Source organism: Amphibacillus jilinensis Y1 (assembly GCF_000306965.1).
Classification (GTDB): domain Bacteria; phylum Bacillota; class Bacilli; order Bacillales; family Amphibacillaceae; genus Amphibacillus_C; species Amphibacillus_C jilinensis.
On sequence record NZ_JH976440.1, the window covers coordinates 144,284 to 160,453 of the forward strand.

At 38.4% G+C, this 16,170-nt stretch carries 15 protein-coding genes; all 15 read right to left on the reverse strand.

Annotated features, from left to right (window positions below; all coding sequences use genetic code 11):
• Positions 1-10 precede the first annotated feature (10 nt).
• Positions 11-1,039 carry a FecCD family ABC transporter permease gene (locus B494_RS0115385; protein ID WP_017473276.1) on the reverse strand — a complete coding sequence of 343 codons (1,029 nt, stop codon included), beginning with the start codon at positions 1,037-1,039 and terminating at the stop codon, positions 11-13.
• On the reverse strand, positions 1,032-2,039 hold the full coding sequence (locus B494_RS0115390) for a FecCD family ABC transporter permease (protein ID WP_017473277.1): 1,008 nt from the start codon (positions 2,037-2,039) through the stop codon (positions 1,032-1,034). The genes B494_RS0115385 and B494_RS0115390 overlap by 8 nt, the downstream gene beginning before the upstream one ends.
• Positions 2,040-2,571: 532 nt before the next feature.
• Positions 2,572-3,567 carry an ABC transporter substrate-binding protein gene (locus tag B494_RS0115400; RefSeq protein WP_241211436.1) on the reverse strand — a complete coding sequence of 332 codons (996 nt, stop codon included), beginning with the start codon at positions 3,565-3,567 and terminating at the stop codon, positions 2,572-2,574.
• A gap of 95 nt (positions 3,568-3,662) precedes the next feature.
• Positions 3,663-5,276 (reverse strand): AraC family transcriptional regulator, encoded by a 1,614-nt coding sequence (locus tag B494_RS19610; RefSeq protein WP_017473279.1) that lies wholly within the window; start codon positions 5,274-5,276, stop codon positions 3,663-3,665.
• 115 nt (positions 5,277-5,391) lie between these two features.
• Positions 5,392-6,330, reverse strand: coding sequence for an N-acetylmuramoyl-L-alanine amidase (locus B494_RS21240; RefSeq protein WP_017473280.1), 939 nt, complete (start codon positions 6,328-6,330; stop codon positions 5,392-5,394).
• On the reverse strand, positions 6,311-6,577 hold the full coding sequence (locus tag B494_RS19625; RefSeq protein WP_017473281.1) for an SPP1 phage holin family protein: 267 nt from the start codon (positions 6,575-6,577) through the stop codon (positions 6,311-6,313). The genes B494_RS21240 and B494_RS19625 overlap by 20 nt, the downstream gene beginning before the upstream one ends.
• A gap of 4 nt (positions 6,578-6,581) precedes the next feature.
• Positions 6,582-6,860 carry a hypothetical protein gene (locus B494_RS0115420; protein WP_017473282.1) on the reverse strand — a complete coding sequence of 93 codons (279 nt, stop codon included), beginning with the start codon at positions 6,858-6,860 and terminating at the stop codon, positions 6,582-6,584.
• Positions 6,861-7,314: 454 nt separating this feature from the next.
• Positions 7,315-7,488 (reverse strand): hypothetical protein, encoded by a 174-nt coding sequence (locus B494_RS21180; RefSeq protein WP_017473283.1) that lies wholly within the window; start codon positions 7,486-7,488, stop codon positions 7,315-7,317.
• A complete protein-coding gene (locus B494_RS0115430; RefSeq protein ID WP_017473284.1) occupies positions 7,485-10,316 on the reverse strand; it encodes a phage tail spike protein in 2,832 nt (943 codons plus the stop codon). Before B494_RS0115430 ends, B494_RS21180 begins: the two co-directional genes overlap by 4 nt.
• Before the next feature lie 11 nt (positions 10,317-10,327).
• Positions 10,328-11,851: a distal tail protein Dit gene (locus B494_RS20265; RefSeq protein ID WP_017473285.1), complete on the reverse strand. Its 1,524-nt coding sequence runs from the start codon at positions 11,849-11,851 to the stop codon at positions 10,328-10,330.
• 12 nt (positions 11,852-11,863) lie between these two features.
• Complete coding sequence (locus B494_RS0115440; protein ID WP_017473286.1) at positions 11,864-13,375, reverse strand: phage tail protein; 1,512 nt, start codon at positions 13,373-13,375, stop codon at positions 11,864-11,866.
• A 2-nt stretch (positions 13,376-13,377) separates the two neighbouring features.
• Positions 13,378-13,662, reverse strand: a complete 285-nt coding sequence (locus B494_RS19635; RefSeq protein WP_017473287.1) for a hypothetical protein — start codon at positions 13,660-13,662, stop codon at positions 13,378-13,380.
• Positions 13,663-13,745: 83 nt separating this feature from the next.
• Positions 13,746-14,105 (reverse strand): tail assembly chaperone, encoded by a 360-nt coding sequence (locus B494_RS0115450; protein ID WP_017473288.1) that lies wholly within the window; start codon positions 14,103-14,105, stop codon positions 13,746-13,748.
• A 369-nt stretch (positions 14,106-14,474) separates the two neighbouring features.
• Positions 14,475-15,008 carry a phage major tail protein, TP901-1 family gene (locus tag B494_RS0115455; protein WP_017473289.1) on the reverse strand — a complete coding sequence of 178 codons (534 nt, stop codon included), beginning with the start codon at positions 15,006-15,008 and terminating at the stop codon, positions 14,475-14,477.
• Between the two features lie 559 nt (positions 15,009-15,567).
• Entirely contained in the window at positions 15,568-15,999 is a 432-nt protein-coding gene (locus B494_RS0115460) for a hypothetical protein (RefSeq protein WP_017473290.1), read from the reverse strand.
• Between the last annotated feature and the right edge of the window lie 171 nt (positions 16,000-16,170).

Consider the following 16,170-nt stretch of genomic DNA (forward strand, 5'->3'; position numbering starts at 1 on the left):
CCTCCACGATCTAAGCTTTGTTAAAGCTTGTCAATAATAAATACATAAAAAATGGGACGCCAATAATTGATATAACAGTACCAACAGGAAGCTCAACCGGAGCAAAAATAACTTTAGCGATTAAATCTGCTGATACAACTAACAGCATGCCAATTAATCCACTGGCTGGCAAACTGTATCGATGATGGCGACCTATTAATTGGCGACTAATATGTGGTGCAATTAAGCCAACAAATACTAAACTACCAGAAATCGAAACTGAAGCACTAATGACACCAATACTACTTAACAGTAAGATGATTTTTTCTTTTTCCACTGCGACACCTAATCCAATTGCCTTTTCTTCACCTAACTGAAGCAAATCCAGTACAGTGGCCTTTAAAAAAATAAGCGGAACAAAGCAAATAAGCCATGGCAGGATCATTACAATATTGAGCCAATTGGCATTGGACACACTTCCACGAATCCAAATAGTGGCCATTTCAAAATCTTGTGGCGCCATTTTTAATGACACAAACAAGATCAGCGCACTGAGCCCAGCGCTAATTGCAATACCAACTAAAATTAACCGTTGCGGATCAAGTTGACCTTGCTTTCTAGAAAAAAAGTAAATAAACAGTGCTGTAAACAAACCACCCACCCATCCGAATAGTGGCATCATGATAGCTCCAGACCAACCGATATCTGTTAATTGGCCCTGAAAGAAAAACATAAATAGAATGATTGCTGCGCTTGCTCCTGTATTAATCCCTAAAATGCCCGGATCTGCTATTTCATTTCTTGTAATGCCTTGAAGGACGTTACCACTAATACCCAGACCAAAACCTACAAGGATCGCTACGACGATTCGAGGCAAACGAAAGTCAAAGACAACCAATTGAAAGGCTGGATCATCTTCCAACCCCAAAAGGGTAGTGACCACTTCTTTTACCGAGATTTGAAAACTACCTTGTGTTAAACTGATAAATACGATCATTATCAACAACAAAAAACTTATTAAACATGTTAACCAAAATCTGTTATGCTTTCGACTAGACACTTGCTTTTCCTCCCCGTGTTCGAATTAAGTAGAGGAAAAAAGGCACACCGATTAATGATGTGACGACACTAATTGGGGTTTCAAACGGGTAATTTATAAAACGGCTTAACAGATCAGATAGGGTCAAGAATATTGCTCCAATCATACCGGCACAAGGGATAATCCAGCGATAATCGCTACCAACTAAAAAACGGGTTAGATGCGGAATAATTAAGCCAATAAATGCAATGTGACCAACTAACGCAACAGAAATACCTGTTAATATAATAACAGCTACCATAGCAAGCCATTTTATATACTTTGTCTTTTGCCCTAAGCCAACAGCAACCTCTTCTCCTAATGATAGAATGGTAATTCCATTGGAAAGCACCAGAGTTAAACCAATCCCAATCACCCCAAAAGGAATAGCCCATTTTATTAAGGAGGGATCCAGTTGATGCAACCGCGCATTATACCAAAAACTAATATCTTGTGAAATATGAGAGTAAGTAGCAAGTCCTGCAGAGATGCTACTTAAAAATGTCCCTACAACTGTCCCCATAATCGCTAATTGAACCGGAGAAAAGCCATTAAGCAGGCGTGAAGCCATCCCAATAACAAGTAAGACAGATAACGCTGAGCCAACTAATGAGTAACCGATCATCTGAAGCGAGGAGGCTTGTGGAACGAAGATCATTGCTAAAGTAATTGCAAACACTGACCCATCTGAGACCGCCATAATCGAAGGGGAGGCAAGGTAATTTCTTGTCACCCCCTGCATAATAGCACCAGATATAGCTAAAAATCCACCGATCAACAATGATCCTATTGCTCTAGGCATCCGCGAATGCCAAATAATCTGATGATCAACATTTTCTGCATCAAATGCAAAAAATGCTTGTTCGACCGTGGTTAAACTGATGTCTTTCGCACCATAGATAATAGATAAAAGGGTTACCATGATCATAATTATTGGTGAGATCATAAGAATTAGCATAGGAATGGTACGTTTTTTTTTCATACTACTCAACCTCGTATAGTCTGTTTAGGCTTGTTTTCAGCCCATCAATTTTTACTCATTTTTCTGAATGACAGCCTTGCTAAAACCGTGACCTTCCCCTTTTGTCAAGCGCTTTCCACAGGCAGGGCTTGAGCTTCCTCGCTGGCAAGTCCATCTCACTGTGAGGTCTCAATTTAAAGCATGGCTATTTTGAACTGTCCCCCATTTATTGGACACTGCCATAAAAAATAGCATAGGTCAATGAAGTATAAACGAACCTTCAATCAGTAGAGGACGTAGGTCATGCAGACATTGCCACAGGACGTGGCGGTTTTAGTCTGCGATCTTACCCTCCTACTGATTGGGCTTTTAGTGAATCAGAACATTGGTGCCCATTAGCTCCCTATTTTGAGGTGAGCGACTTATGGACGGTAATCTCGCTAAGTAGCTTCTCAAACTCTTTCTTTAGAATAGTTCCGTTTTGCTTTAAAACAAATGAAATCTTGACTATCATTCATTATCTCTTAACATCATACTATAGATCTTGTCTCATTTAATTTCCAATTATTTTTTCATTAATAACATCTAGAAACGTTATTCGACTATAAGCTGTTCCACCTTCGAGAAGTGGATCAACAGTATTTAAATAAACCCGATCATTTTTTACTGCTTCAATACTTTGCCAAATCGGGTTGTTTTCTAACTCTTCAATCACATCTGGCTGATCTTGATTTTCACTTTCTTCCATTTGCACAAATAAGTAATCAGGGTTAAGATCACTAAACATCTCTAGTGAGATCACTTCTTGGGCTTCCGCAGCTTGTACGACTTCAGGCGCTTCAAGACCAAGATCACCATATAATAGATCGTTAAAATAAACATCCTCTGGATAAATCATAATATTTCCATTACGAATCCGCACCATTACAATGACTTCTTCATTCAATTTATCAACTATATTGGCTTTGACATTTTCTAAATCTTGATCATAATTTTCTAATATAGAGTCTGCTTCGCTTGTTTTACCCGTTATCTCTGCCAGTAATTTTAAGTTTTCTTGCCAATTTGAAGCAATATGAGAAACTGGAATCGTTGTTGTCACTTTGTCTAAGTCTGTTGCTACATCTTCTGGGAATTTAGCAGTACTTAGAATTAAATCAGGATCAAGTTGTAAAATGGTCTCAACATTTGGTTGTTGTTTTTCCCCGATAGCTTCAGCATTTGTCGTGATTGACTGGTACAAGTCAGGAAATTCTCCACCTACCGTAATCGCACCTGTCGGCTCGATACCAAGTAATAAGGCATCTTCCATTGCCTCCATACTTCCTGTAATAATCAGGTTCTCCGCCAAACCATCAACAGGGTATCTTTCTCCTAAATAAGTCACTTCCGTTAATGTTTCTTCAACTTGATCATCATCTTCTGCTATAGCCGCTTGCTCCGGATCAGCTGTAACCTCCACATCCTCTACTTGGTCTTGGTCTCCACATGCAACCAATATTGCAAAAATAAAAGCCCATAGGCTAAATTTAATTACCCTTTTTTTCATCATGATTTACTTCCTTTCCACTTATAATTGATATTGATTCTCATTTTCAATGATAAAGATCATCCGACATCACGTCCATGTAGAATTTGAGGTTTTTATTTTGACAAACCCCCGAATTTTTCTGTAAATTTTGCTAAAACACGTTGATAGGCATAAGCTGAACACTCACGCCAAGGATCGGAAGCAATATGAAAAATTTGTTGATAGCGCACAGCTTTGAGACCCTGCCACACTATTGTCCCTTCCATAGCTGTCCACTGTGTAAGTGTTTCTGTTTCTTGACAAATATTTAATAAGATCCAATCTGGATTTAAGTTTGATAGCTTTTCTAAAGAAAGCGGTTGTTGATTTGCAATTGGTAACGCCATAACCGTTTGACATGATAGTTGATCAAAGATAAGCTCACGCATAGTTGTCGAATAATCTAAATACAAGGTGCCTTTATAAAATCGCAAGGGCAAAAAGCGACTTCGTTTCACATCATTAGACAATACCTTTTGGCTATGGCAAAGGTCGTCTTGATAGCGAATTAACCAATCACTATATTCTTGTTCTTCACCTAAGTATTGTGCAATTACCCTTACTTGGTCTATACAGGATAGCGATTGATCATAAAAGAATACAGGGGCAATAGCTAATAATTGATCAACTTCTTCTTGTGCTTGTCCACTTTTACATATGATCAAGTCTGGTTTACTCGCTTTTAACAGTTGTAGGTTATGCCACCTATCTTTATTAATCTGAAATGCACTTAAATGGACGGGAATATCGTAACGGTATTTTTGATAATAGTATGCTGTCCACTTTGGATGAATCGGAGCTGCATATGGAAAAATATTTAACGCCAACAAGTGTCCCGTTGAAGATAAGTCATAAGCAGCAATTTTTCGTTTTCTTTGCTTGCGATATAAAGAAGGAGACACCCCAACGATTTGCTTGAATTTTTTACTCAAATAAAACTCATCGGAGTAGCCGACTTGGTTAGCAATTGAGCGTAATTTGTCTTCTGTCTGAATTAACAATTGTTTCGTTTTATTGGTCTTTTTCCTTGCTATATAGTCACTCACATTCTGTCCATAAACCTTTTTAAACATCTCGGCAAAATAGACTTGACTTAATCCAGTCTTTTTTGCTAAATAGGCCATAGAAAGCGGTTGATCAAAATACGAATCAATGTAATGCTTAGTATCGGCTAGCAATTGCTCGGTTCGTTGATTTTCTAATGACTGCTCTTGATCAATACACAATACGATGATTTGTTCAAACGCTAATCGCTTTTTAAATTGATCAACTGAACGCTCGTGATTAGAAAGTGTGACTAGCTGATCGATCCGTTTTAATACTTTCTGTGGATCGGCTAAATAATAACTACCTTGTAGTGGAAAGTCTTGATATGAAAGGAAATGCTCTGATTGATCGAGATTAATGATCTGAAAACTTATTTTTGTATAATTAAACGCATCATCGTCAACTGACGTCAATTGATAAACTTGGCTCGGATGAATAAAGCAAATACCCTCAGTAGTTAAATGGACCTCCTGGTTGTCAATTTGAACCAATGCCTTTCCACTTCTAATCATTATAAATTGATATTGTGTCGCTAACCGGTGGGCGAGAGTACCTGCTTGCTTTTGTTCAATATCATGTAATACAAAACCGACGCCACCCCAATTAAAATCGTGTTTTGGAAACTGTTTACTATTGATCATTATTATGTTCCTTTCCTTCTTTTCCTTCCATTATAATTGATATTGAATATCATTATCAATTATAATGGAAGGAACCACTCTTTGTATAGGTAAAGAATGGTCCCACTCTTATGCTTCATTGTGAACGTCTTAGCTTCATTAACAATTCCGTATTTTGACTAGCCGTCCCACGATAATTTGCAATCCCTAATTGTTGCGCCAAATCACTTCGATGAGCAAAACTAGCATCTTCACCCACACTTTTTAAATAATCAACGACACTTGTTGTATTGAGATCACCAGTGGCAGCTGATGATACAAAACGTTGTTGGGATTGATTATTAGCACGCAACTTATTCAATAGTGATAAATTTTGCTCTGCCGTTCCTTGATAATTGGTTATTCCATGCGTTTCCGCCAGCTTTTTACGATTTTGATATGAACTATTTTTACCCATCGCATTCAAGTAATCAACAATACTATTACCTTGATAAGTTCGTGTTTTTTCATCTTCACGAACTCCTGTTTGCTGCTGTTGCTCTAGTTGAAATAGATCAACCAATCCATTGACGTGTCCTTGAGCAACTTGCCTAATCCACGTTTGATCACGCATCTTAACCGCATCATCTGCATGATCAATAAAGCCATTTTCCGTTAAAAGCGCCGGCATACGCGACGCCCTTAACACATGAAATCCAGCTGTCTTTTTGCCACGATTCCGCATACCAATCCGCTCAACGATGTTTTGATGCATCACATCACGCATTGTTACGGTATCAGATCCAGAGGAGAGTTGGTTATAAATAAAATCTTCATAGCCTGTTCCCCCACCAGCGTTAATATGGATACTCAAAAAATAGTCAGCTCCCCACTGATTAGCGTCATCCGTCCGTTGCTGCAAACGAACTGTTTGATCAGTGGTCCGGCTCATTCGGACGTCTACCCCTTGACAGCGACGCAATAACCGATTTATTTCCTGAGCAATATCTAATACAAGATCTTTCTCTTGCAAACCATTAGCAACCGCCCCTGGATCGGTCCCGCCATGACCTGGATCAAGATATATTTTTATCATCTTGTTTACCTCCTTGTAAGTGTTGGTCTGCGTGTTGCGCTTCTAAAGTAAAACTATTATTCTTCCAACTTGCCCAAACGGTCACAATAATTGAAATCAACACAGATGCCCCTTGATAAATATCATCATCCGTAAAAGGCAAAAGCTTAAAGTCAAAAAAAGCAAGACCTATCTGATTTAACAAAATTAAAAAAAGGGCGATGATCCGCCCCCACGTTTGTTTATTGACACCTTTTATATTTAACACCCATTCACCCCCGATAAATCAAAATAATTAACGTAATTAAAGCAAACAGCCAACCACCCCACTCACGAATCGTTTGACCTAATAGTTGCTTACCCTCACGCTTCGCTTCGATTTTATTAATCTTCTCTTCTACAAAGCCTAGCTTCTCACGCAAGCCATTATACTTGTTAATCATCTTACGCGTTTCACGCATTTCTAAGCGTAATTCACTAAAATCTACTTGAACCTGGTTAAGTTGTTCAAACAACTCCTTATTGGTATACCATTGACCACGTTCACCCATCTATACCTCCCCTCCTTTAAAGTAAGAAAATGATACCGATGCACCCAAACACCCCGTATCATTCAACACTTAGAGATTATTTCTTTAATAGATTTGTACTAAAACAACCCTTCAATCAGCGAGCGTGGGCCTACAGGATGTAGGTCATGCAGACGTTGCCACAGGACGTGGCGTTCTTAGTCTACGATCTTACCCGCTCACTGATGGTTTTGCGTGGATCAGGACATTAGCTTTCCTCTAAATAGATGAGCTTTACTCTCTATTTTGAGGCGGACGTCTTATGGACAGCTGCCTGTGATAACATGCAATCAACGTCATTAAAAAAATCCCTATTTTCGAATTCTATAGCAAATAAGTTAGTTTTTTCTTAAACTTGGGACCAGCATAGTTTGACTTTATTACTTCCTGTCGCTTTGCTAAAGTTTTATCTGTTCCTAATGAAAAAAAAATAAGCCTATTCGGCTTCATTGTTTTCAAGTGATTCTAACTCGCTTTTAAGCGTTTCTGCGTCTCGTTTAAGTCGTTCGTTTTCCTCCAACAATATAGCAACTTTACGGTTAGCCTGAGCTAATTGCTGTGCGTACTCTGTACTCAGATTGTTGATTATTTCATTTACGTCTTGATTCATTTCAATTCCTCCAATTTTTGTTTTAGTTCGGATAATTCTTTTTTTTGTGTCATAACTAAAGTCGATAACTCTTGTATGGCTTTCCACGACAAAGTATTCATATCATACTGTGAAATTGCATCTCCATCATAATTAATTACTTCTTCTGGTGTTTTATAGCCCTCTCCGATCACCAAACCGTATTTATTTTTATAAACACCGTTTTCTACATCCGATTTAAGTTTGTATTGGCATAAATCAGATTGATTGATAGTATCTAGTGCTGATAAAGTAATATGCTTAATATCTGTTTTATAATCAGATAGCGAAGATGTATCGAAAGAGCTTGCCTGAATAGGTCTATAACTAGTTGTAGATCCTGTCTCTGTTATTCTAACTGATCCGTTCGCCATCGGTCTAACATACATGTGAGAACCAGCACCGTTGTGATCAATTGCGTTTGTATATACGTAACTCCCTCCTTGTAGAACTAAATTACCGTTTAAATCAATGGCACCTGACATATTTATAGCCGTAGAAAAAATTTCTATTATTGATCCTGAAACTTTAGTCTTCTGCGTTGACGTTAACTCGATGAAGCTCTGTCCATACAAATCACTCCCCGTCCTAATAGCACCTCTATGATGGTTACCGATTTCACTATAAAAGTCAATGCCTGCACCTCTCAATTCAAACGACAAATTTATTCCTGAGAATTTTTCAGACGTTATCTCTACATAAGAAATCACTGCGTCATCTTTCGTGCCTTTAGATAAACTAAATCGAGAATCACCTAAGCTCATCTCTTTATTGTAGTCAGGGTGCGAATCGTCTTTTGATGAAAACAGAGATCCGGTTATATTAACACCAGTTATATCTCCAGCTGTTATCGTACCTAAGTTAGCGCTAATTGCCGAAAGATTAGCCGCATCTATTTTATCTGCTGTAATACTGGCAATCTTGGCATCAGTAACCGCTAAATCATCTATCTTAGCTTCTGTGATTGCAGCCTCAGCAATTTTAGCGTTAGTTATAGCGCTGTTTTGTATAGCTGCATTTCCGACTGCTAATTCAGCGATTGCACCGTTTTCAGCTGTAATTGAGTTAGCTGCTATCTTTTCAGATGTAATCGCCTGTGATTGTAATTTAGGTGTACTTATACTATCATCTTTAATTTTAGTTTCGACAATAGATTCTTCTTCAATTTTATCTTCAGTGACAGCACCGTCCGCTAGTTTTTCCGCTGTAACTGCAAGGTCAGCTAACTTTTCGGCATTAATAGCGCCCATTTCAACGTCAATATCTTGTACTCTGACCGTCTCTGCGCTAACTTCTGATGAATAACCAGACGCTGTACCTCTCGTGTTTACCGCCCTAACTCTGAAAAACCAGATTTCGTTCGTCTCGGCTTCAAACATGATGCTACCTGCCTTACCACTCCACACTATATTACTAACAGCAGGGGTAAAGCCGGGTGTCTGTGAAGCATAAACTTCGTATGACGCAATGGTAGATGAGCTCTTATAATCCCATTTAACCGATATAACCTTAAAAAAGCCTTCCGCTACCACGTTTTGTGGTGTCGATGGCTGATCATCTCTAAAGTTATTATCATCAATCTCAACGCTTTCTACGGCTGTATCTGCGTAATCTTTCGAGTTGCTGTATACAGTTAAATCTCGTTGTTCAATTTCTTCTTTGTTATACGTATATTCCTTCAACTCATTAAAGCTAATTCTGGCTTTAATTTGTGCCTGTAGCTGTCGCCAGATATTAGTTACCTCTTCCTCAGTAAACTCAATAAAATCTCCTAACTCAATATGTTTGTTTGACTTATTAAAAATATCACGGCGCTGTTCAAAAACACGTGCTTCAATGTACAATGGTGGACTAAATTTCTGGTCCTTGATGCGAATGGTATCCCCAAAACGGATTTGCTTGTTGTGCATGTCGGGGACATTTTCAAGATCAATAATATCGCATTCATAAGTAATAAACGCCTGAATGCGTTTATTAAGTTCTGTACGACCGTATTGCGCCAATTGTTCTAGCGAAAACTCTGATTGATTTGACTGTGGCTCAAACACATCAACTAAATGTTTTAATTCACCTGTCGCTGGATCTGGTCTCCCCCATCTTTGTAAGGCGTCAGCATCCTCCACTAACGTTTCAAGGCGTTCACCATCTTCATTCTCTGGACCTAAGCATAATAATGCGGTGTAAATTTGACTAACATCTTCCTTACGCACAATCCCCTCTAAATCTTTACCGAATGTGATTTCTCGGCCCTTCCAGTCACCGACGCGCTCTAATAAGTCAACATAACGACCAACAACACGACCGCCTTCTGTTTCTGTTCTAAAGCTTAATTCAAGATCAAATCCATTAGCGACACGTTTTAGGAACGCAAACGGATTGGTATAGCTGTCAATATTGAACGTCATGGTAGCATTACTGTCCATTCTTCCGGGACGCCATTCTGTACCATTAGTAGCAAAGCTCACCGCCGTTGTCGGCGTATAACCTGTTAATGTCTGTGGTTCGACAACAGCAGCTTTTCTTAATTCCAAATAACTAGCTAGTGCTAAGACGCGCACTTCCAAACCGTTCGGACCCCGTTTTTTAACGACTTCATCAATAATAAATTCAGTGTACCCTTGTTCTTCAGCAGGAATGACCATCCGGTTTCGCTCAGTTAAATATTCAGCAAACTTTTTATCAGCTAAAGCAGTAATTTCAAACGTTTCTAGATAATCTTTGAGCGAACGTCTATGCTCATTCTGTAAAACACTTCCTTGATCAATTGTGTCTAAAATAACATTTGTCTGTCCATTCAAAACATGTATCATTTTATCACCTCCTATTTAAACCGCTCTTGATAGCGTACAGTTGCGTTAAAATTCTCTTCTGGATGCAGGGTAAGTTCATTTTCTCCTGTTTTAAGAGTAAAGTAATGGCCACCGAAGTCTTTAAGTGGTGTTGCATCTTCGCCATTTAACAGCATTTCCTCGTTTTGCGCGTCGAATGTGATAACATCGCCTGTCGTTGCTATATAAGGCGTTTGATCTTCTTGTACAATATTTTTTTGATACACTCTTACTCGATTTATCCTAGCTAGCGATACAGGTCTGTTGTCGTATGTCCTAATATATAATTGGATAAACTTTAAATTTCCTAAAACATTAGAATCGTTTTCTGTAGTTGCGTATGATCTTGTCATACTCTGTACGTGTCGACCTCGACTATCAATTCTAGCAATGTAAAAAGTGAAGCATCCTTGCATCCTTATCATCCGCATAGAAAATGTAGCTAAACCCATATCATCATACTGATAGTTGTTTGGACTGATTGCGTATTTGGGATCAAATAAGTTCGTATGTTCTCCTACTCTTCCATGTGCTCTACGTCGAGATAGGCTAGCAGTATTGTCGTTAATTCCTAGCTTACCTATCATATCCATTCCTTCACTAAAAAGATAAAGCTCAGTTCTAAAATTTTCAATTACGTCCTCATCACGCGTATCAAAAATAACCTCTACTTCAAAATCTGATAGAGCTGAGGGTATCTCTCTAATGATTGCAGGACCATGACCATAATCACCTGTTCCGTAGTCGGTTGCAATAAACCCTGTACCATCAAACCCTATTTCCCCTGAAACAATTTGATTATTTATATCATCGATATTTACCGGTGATGTACTCCACTCATTTATGTCTTCACCATTTGAATCATAGACAAGTACATTTTGTTCTACGACCTTAACATCCTCATCGACAGGATAACCAAGTAATAAATATTCATTTAAATGATTCTGTACCATCGCAAAAGTAATCGGTGCTAGCACCTCGAATTCAAAAATGGGATAAGCAGTTGCCGTTCCCTCATTGTTTACCTTGAGCGTATTAGACGCAAAGACCGATTCTTTTTCCTCACCATATTTATACGGATCGGAACATAGGAAAACAATACTTGCGATAAGCGTATTGCTCTCTTCTTCCGGTAAGATATGACTTTGCATGGTTGCATAAAATAGAAAATCCTCATCAGTAAACTGCAGCTGCTTTTTTGATCCTTCCAATAAATGATTTAAACGAGATAATCGCTGTCTAAGTCCAGCACTACTTTTATCCGTTATTTTGTACTTCACTTCAATTTGACGATGTGTCAAATCAGGATTATCTTGTTCTAGTAAACCATCCATCCCCATGATGTCTATGGTTTCAATTAGTTGCTCACTATGACTTCGCCCCGTTACGGTTAATGTTGCAAAACTACCTTGATCGTCTGTTAATAATTGATCTAAATTATGACCATTAAATATCGTATTTAATGATAAGGAAGCACTCGATGTGCTCCCTGCTGTTGTATCCACAAATTGATACATATCGCTCACCTCCTAAGCAAATGATTTTTCTGTCCGATGGATACGATCTTGTTCATGATTAATATCTTCAACAAAGCGACGAAATTCTTGATTTCCAATTGAGACATTAATAAATGCAGATTGTTTCTGACTAGATAATTGATGCTGATGCCTTTGATTTCTAAAAAGTTGGGAATCACGATGAATATGATTTACTTGACCGGCTACATCGAGATCTGAAATAGGGCGTTCGATTACACGAGCCATTGCCTCAGAGGCACGGCGTAATTTGGTTCGTGAATGATTTAAACCGATTTCTAATCCTTGCCCTGTATATCTACCATACTCTTTCATCAACTTCGATGGGCTGGCAATACCTAATACTGATTTAATCGGTCCCGGTACCACTTTAGAGATGAGATTTCCTACCTTACTCGAAAGCCAGTTTCCCATTCCTTTAATACCTTCCCAGAACCCTTTTATTAAGTCGCCGCCCCAATCCAGTGCATCGTTAAATAGATCAGTAAACCAACCACTAATCGAATCCCAAAGCGCTGTAAAAGCTGGTTTGACCGTCTGCCAAGCGTTGTCTACTAAACCTTTAATACCATCCCAAATGGAATCCCAAATCTTCAATACCGCTTCTTTCATCCCTTCAAAATCACCAGTGAACATGGAAGCAAAAAATTCAATAATCCCTAAAATAACATTAATGACCGTTTCAATAACGATCTGAATTCTCTCCCATGTTTTTTCGATAATATGTTTAACAATTGGCATGACGCGTTCAAAGATGTTTTGGATAATCGGTAAGACATATGCAATAATATCCTGCACCTTATCCATAACGGCCTCTATAATCCCATAGATAAAACTAAAGATGTTTTCTACGGCATCCATAATCGTCTCACCATGTTCTGACCAGAACGTTTGAATTTTTTCTAATTGGTCTTGTATAAACGTGATTACCTTACCTAAAACAGATTCAATAATCTCCCAGACATGTTCCATGGCCTCTTGAATCGTTTCCCAGACTGATTCAAAGATGGTTTGCGCTTTCTCAATAAGCACTTGACCATGTTCTTCCCACCAATCGGTAATAAATGTCCACACTTTTGTAACCACATCAGCAATTTCCTCTACAATTGGCACAACGAAATCTCGAACAGCTTCAAAAACACGATTAACAATATTTTGAAAGGTCTCTGAATTTTGATATAGCTCAACGAAAAGCATCGCTAATGTAGCCAAGACTGTTGCAAAAATAACAAATTTATTGGCGCCAATCAATTTATCCAAAGTGCTAAAAACTTTGCTTAGCTCCTGAACAGATTCCCAAACGCTTTGGAAAGATCCGGTGGTTTGATCAGCAAAACCGTTAATCCGTTCAGCTGCTTTATCAAAGCTCTTGGCAAATTCATTGACTGATTCTGCTAATGCGGTCAACGGATTATTCGACAATTGTTTTTCAATTACACCAATAATACTCGTTACTTCACCAGCTGTATTTTGTAAAAAATTTGTAATATCATTAGCTTCTGACATATTTAAACCTCCTTTCTTAAGTTAGCAACATAAGCTGCCTTTGCCATGTTTTTTTGTTTAGTTGAGAGACTAACTTTCTTTTGAATTGGCCTTTCTATTTCCTTCACCCGCTTGTCATAGTCAAAGAATTGCTTAAAACTTTGGAAAACTGGTACTTGTCGTTTTCCTTTTTCCTTCGTTGCTTTTACTTGTTGATGAAGCCATGCTTGAAGATGCATATCATATTCATCATCAATACGTTGCAATCGTAAGGCACGCATTCTCATCTTATACTCATATAAAGTCATTAACTCAATCTCACGTAACGATTGACAATTCAAGTAGCGAAAGCAATTGAGAATAATAGATTCATAGGTTGCAACCGCTTGGTTTAACTTTCGCTCGCTTTTGCCTGTTGACTGAACGTTTTGATCGTGTGAATGACCGTTGCTGACTTTCCCATTTCAGTTTCGATCTGTTCAAATAGTGTACTTAAATCGCCTTCTTTTTCTGCATACGTTTCAATAGCCTGATCAATCTCATGTATTGAAAAACCAAGGTGGGCAGTAGCTGCCTTAATCACCTCTGTTAACGCTACTGGATTAGCCTGTTGCAAATTCATATAAGCTAAGTTAACACCCATACCAAACTCAAGACCTTGATAATCAACTTTATATACTTGATCAAGCTCACGGCAAAATTTCAATCCAAACTTTAATTCAACTTCACTATCCTTAATATAAAACTTCATTTCATAACCTCCTATGATTTAATAAATCGAACGTTTAATCAGTGGATGGAGCGCTACAGGACGTAGGTCATGCAGACGTTGCCACAGGACGTGGCGGGCTTAGTCTGTAATCCTTCTTAAAGATGTCTACGATCTTACCCACCCACTGAGGAACACAAGCTAACGTCTTCGCGTCCTGCGAAAACGCTTGTGTGACCAACATCCTGTTGGCCCGAGTGAATCAGGATATTAGCGTCCATTAGCTCCCGCCTAAATAGATTTTGAGGCGGGGGTTATACGGACGGTTATCTATGATAAACCAACAACTTTGTCGTTTTCCATCCTCGTACGCTTACGGTATTAATAGTGTAAAGAAAATGAAGAAGGCAATTATGCCCCCTCGTTTCCTTCCTCTCCTTCTGCAACCGTATCTTTAAACAAGTATTGAATCGCTTCTTCCTGTTCCTCTGTTAAGGTTGCAAAGCCGAATTGAGGCTCCATCTCAACGGTAAATGTACTTGAAATCGTTGCATCTTCTTCCGCACTAGAGACATCTTCCCATGAACCAAGATAACCTTGTGCATAAATAGCCGGATACTTCCCTTGATCATTTTTCAGTTCTTGATCAACAGTGACTTCCCAAACTTCTAGCTTCTCTCCTTTAATTACAGCTTCTCGTAACATCGCTGCAAGGGGATCTTTTTTCGTTTGGATCGCTTCAATACTAACTTCAGACTCTAGTTCTCCTGGTTTAACAATCGTGCCATCTTTGGTAATAATCGTCTCAAGCTCACGACTATAACTAAAGGTGTGGCTTGTTTGAAAAACAAGCTTTGCCGCTTGATTCTCCTGATCCGCTAACTTTCTAAATAATAAAATTTTATTTTTTCCTTCCAATACTGATTGAATAGCTGTTTCTGACATTTTAATTTCCTCCTAATATTTTTTAAAATGATTGATTTCGTTCGTCTTTAACCTGTCAATACGTTGGGGATCGAGAATTATTCATAGCTCTACCTCCTTATTTGTTGGTGCAACCTTTTATTGACGTGTTGAGGTCAAGGTATCCATTTACCTCCATCAAAAAAACGAAGATTCAGCTGCATGCTATCTCCGTTTTAACGCAAAGTTTTATTAAATTGACTTAGCTTATTACAGTAGACTTATCATCGTTGCTTCTTAGCTAAACTTATGTATTCTTTTTAAATTGCTCAATGCGTTGTTAGTCTCAGCACCTAATTTGCTGACGCCTTTTATCCATAATGACTTATAAAACGAACCTTCAATCCGTCAATGCTTTCGTTTTTCTCCCACTGATGGATCGTTGCGTGCACCAGGACATTAGTAAGGGTTTTATGGACGCTTATCGGTGATAAAAATAAAACAAAGCAACTGCTCATCCTTCAGCTGCTTTGCTCTAATTTTCTACACTACCATAATAGCACGGTTTTTGATTAAAAAAATGACATGGGAGTGACATTGACTATCTCCAACCTAACACTTCAATCGTGACATGAATAATTTCATCTCGCCAACGCATCGCTTGTCGTTTACTAATAAAACATTGATCAGCAATCGCATCCCACGTATATTTGCGATTTGACCAGTATCTCACTTTAACTAAGGCTTGATACTCATCTGATAGCTTTTCATAAACCGTGTCAATTGCTTGAACAATTTGCTTTAAATAATCTAACTGTTTGTGCTTGGCTAATTGCAGGGCCGTTGCCTGTGTTGGATCGCGAATAATATTAGCATGTCCACCTCCAATATTATCATCGCGTTGCCACGTTTCTTGATAGGGATTAATAATGGTTTCCTCTAAACGCTTAATTTCCTTTAGCGTCTGCTGGTAATTTCGCCATTCAGCTTCTACTTTTTTAAAAGTTTCTTTCGTTACTTTAATGTCATACATGATAACAATCTCCTTACTGGTTTATTTAGTACCTTTAAAAGGTACTATAAGATAAAACGAACCTTCAATCTGTTGGCATTCTCATTCTTTCTCCACTAATTTTCAGTTGCATAAATCAAGATATTAGCGTCCATCCCCTCTATATATTGTGACAATTTATGAACGCTTATC

Bases quoted from the DNA above. Each gene is read 5' to 3' on its own strand.
- B494_RS0115450 (WP_017473288.1), bottom strand. From the start codon at position 14,105: ATGAAGTTTTATATTAAGGATAGTGAAGTTGAATTAAAGTTTGGATTG.
- B494_RS21180 (WP_017473283.1), bottom strand. From the start codon at position 7,488: ATGAATCAAGACGTAAATGAAATAATCAACAATCTGAGTACAGAGTAC.
- B494_RS0115390 (WP_017473277.1), bottom strand. From the start codon at position 2,039: ATGAAAAAAAAACGTACCATTCCTATGCTAATTCTTATGATCTCACCA.
- B494_RS0115430 (WP_017473284.1), bottom strand. From the start codon at position 10,316: ATGATACATGTTTTGAATGGACAGACAAATGTTATTTTAGACACAATT.
- B494_RS21240 (WP_017473280.1), bottom strand. From the start codon at position 6,330: ATGATAAAAATATATCTTGATCCAGGTCATGGCGGGACCGATCCAGGG.
- B494_RS0115400 (WP_241211436.1), bottom strand. From the start codon at position 3,567: ATGAAAAAAAGGGTAATTAAATTTAGCCTATGGGCTTTTATTTTTGCA.
- B494_RS0115420 (WP_017473282.1), bottom strand. From the start codon at position 6,860: ATGGGTGAACGTGGTCAATGGTATACCAATAAGGAGTTGTTTGAACAA.
- B494_RS0115455 (WP_017473289.1), bottom strand. From the start codon at position 15,008: ATGTCAGAAACAGCTATTCAATCAGTATTGGAAGGAAAAAATAAAATT.
- B494_RS0115440 (WP_017473286.1), bottom strand. From the start codon at position 13,375: ATGTCAGAAGCTAATGATATTACAAATTTTTTACAAAATACAGCTGGT.
- B494_RS20265 (WP_017473285.1), bottom strand. From the start codon at position 11,851: ATGTATCAATTTGTGGATACAACAGCAGGGAGCACATCGAGTGCTTCC.
- B494_RS19635 (WP_017473287.1), bottom strand. From the start codon at position 13,662: ATGACTTTATATGAGTATAAGATGAGAATGCGTGCCTTACGATTGCAA.
- B494_RS0115460 (WP_017473290.1), bottom strand. From the start codon at position 15,999: ATGTATGACATTAAAGTAACGAAAGAAACTTTTAAAAAAGTAGAAGCT.
- B494_RS19610 (WP_017473279.1), bottom strand. From the start codon at position 5,276: ATGATCAATAGTAAACAGTTTCCAAAACACGATTTTAATTGGGGTGGC.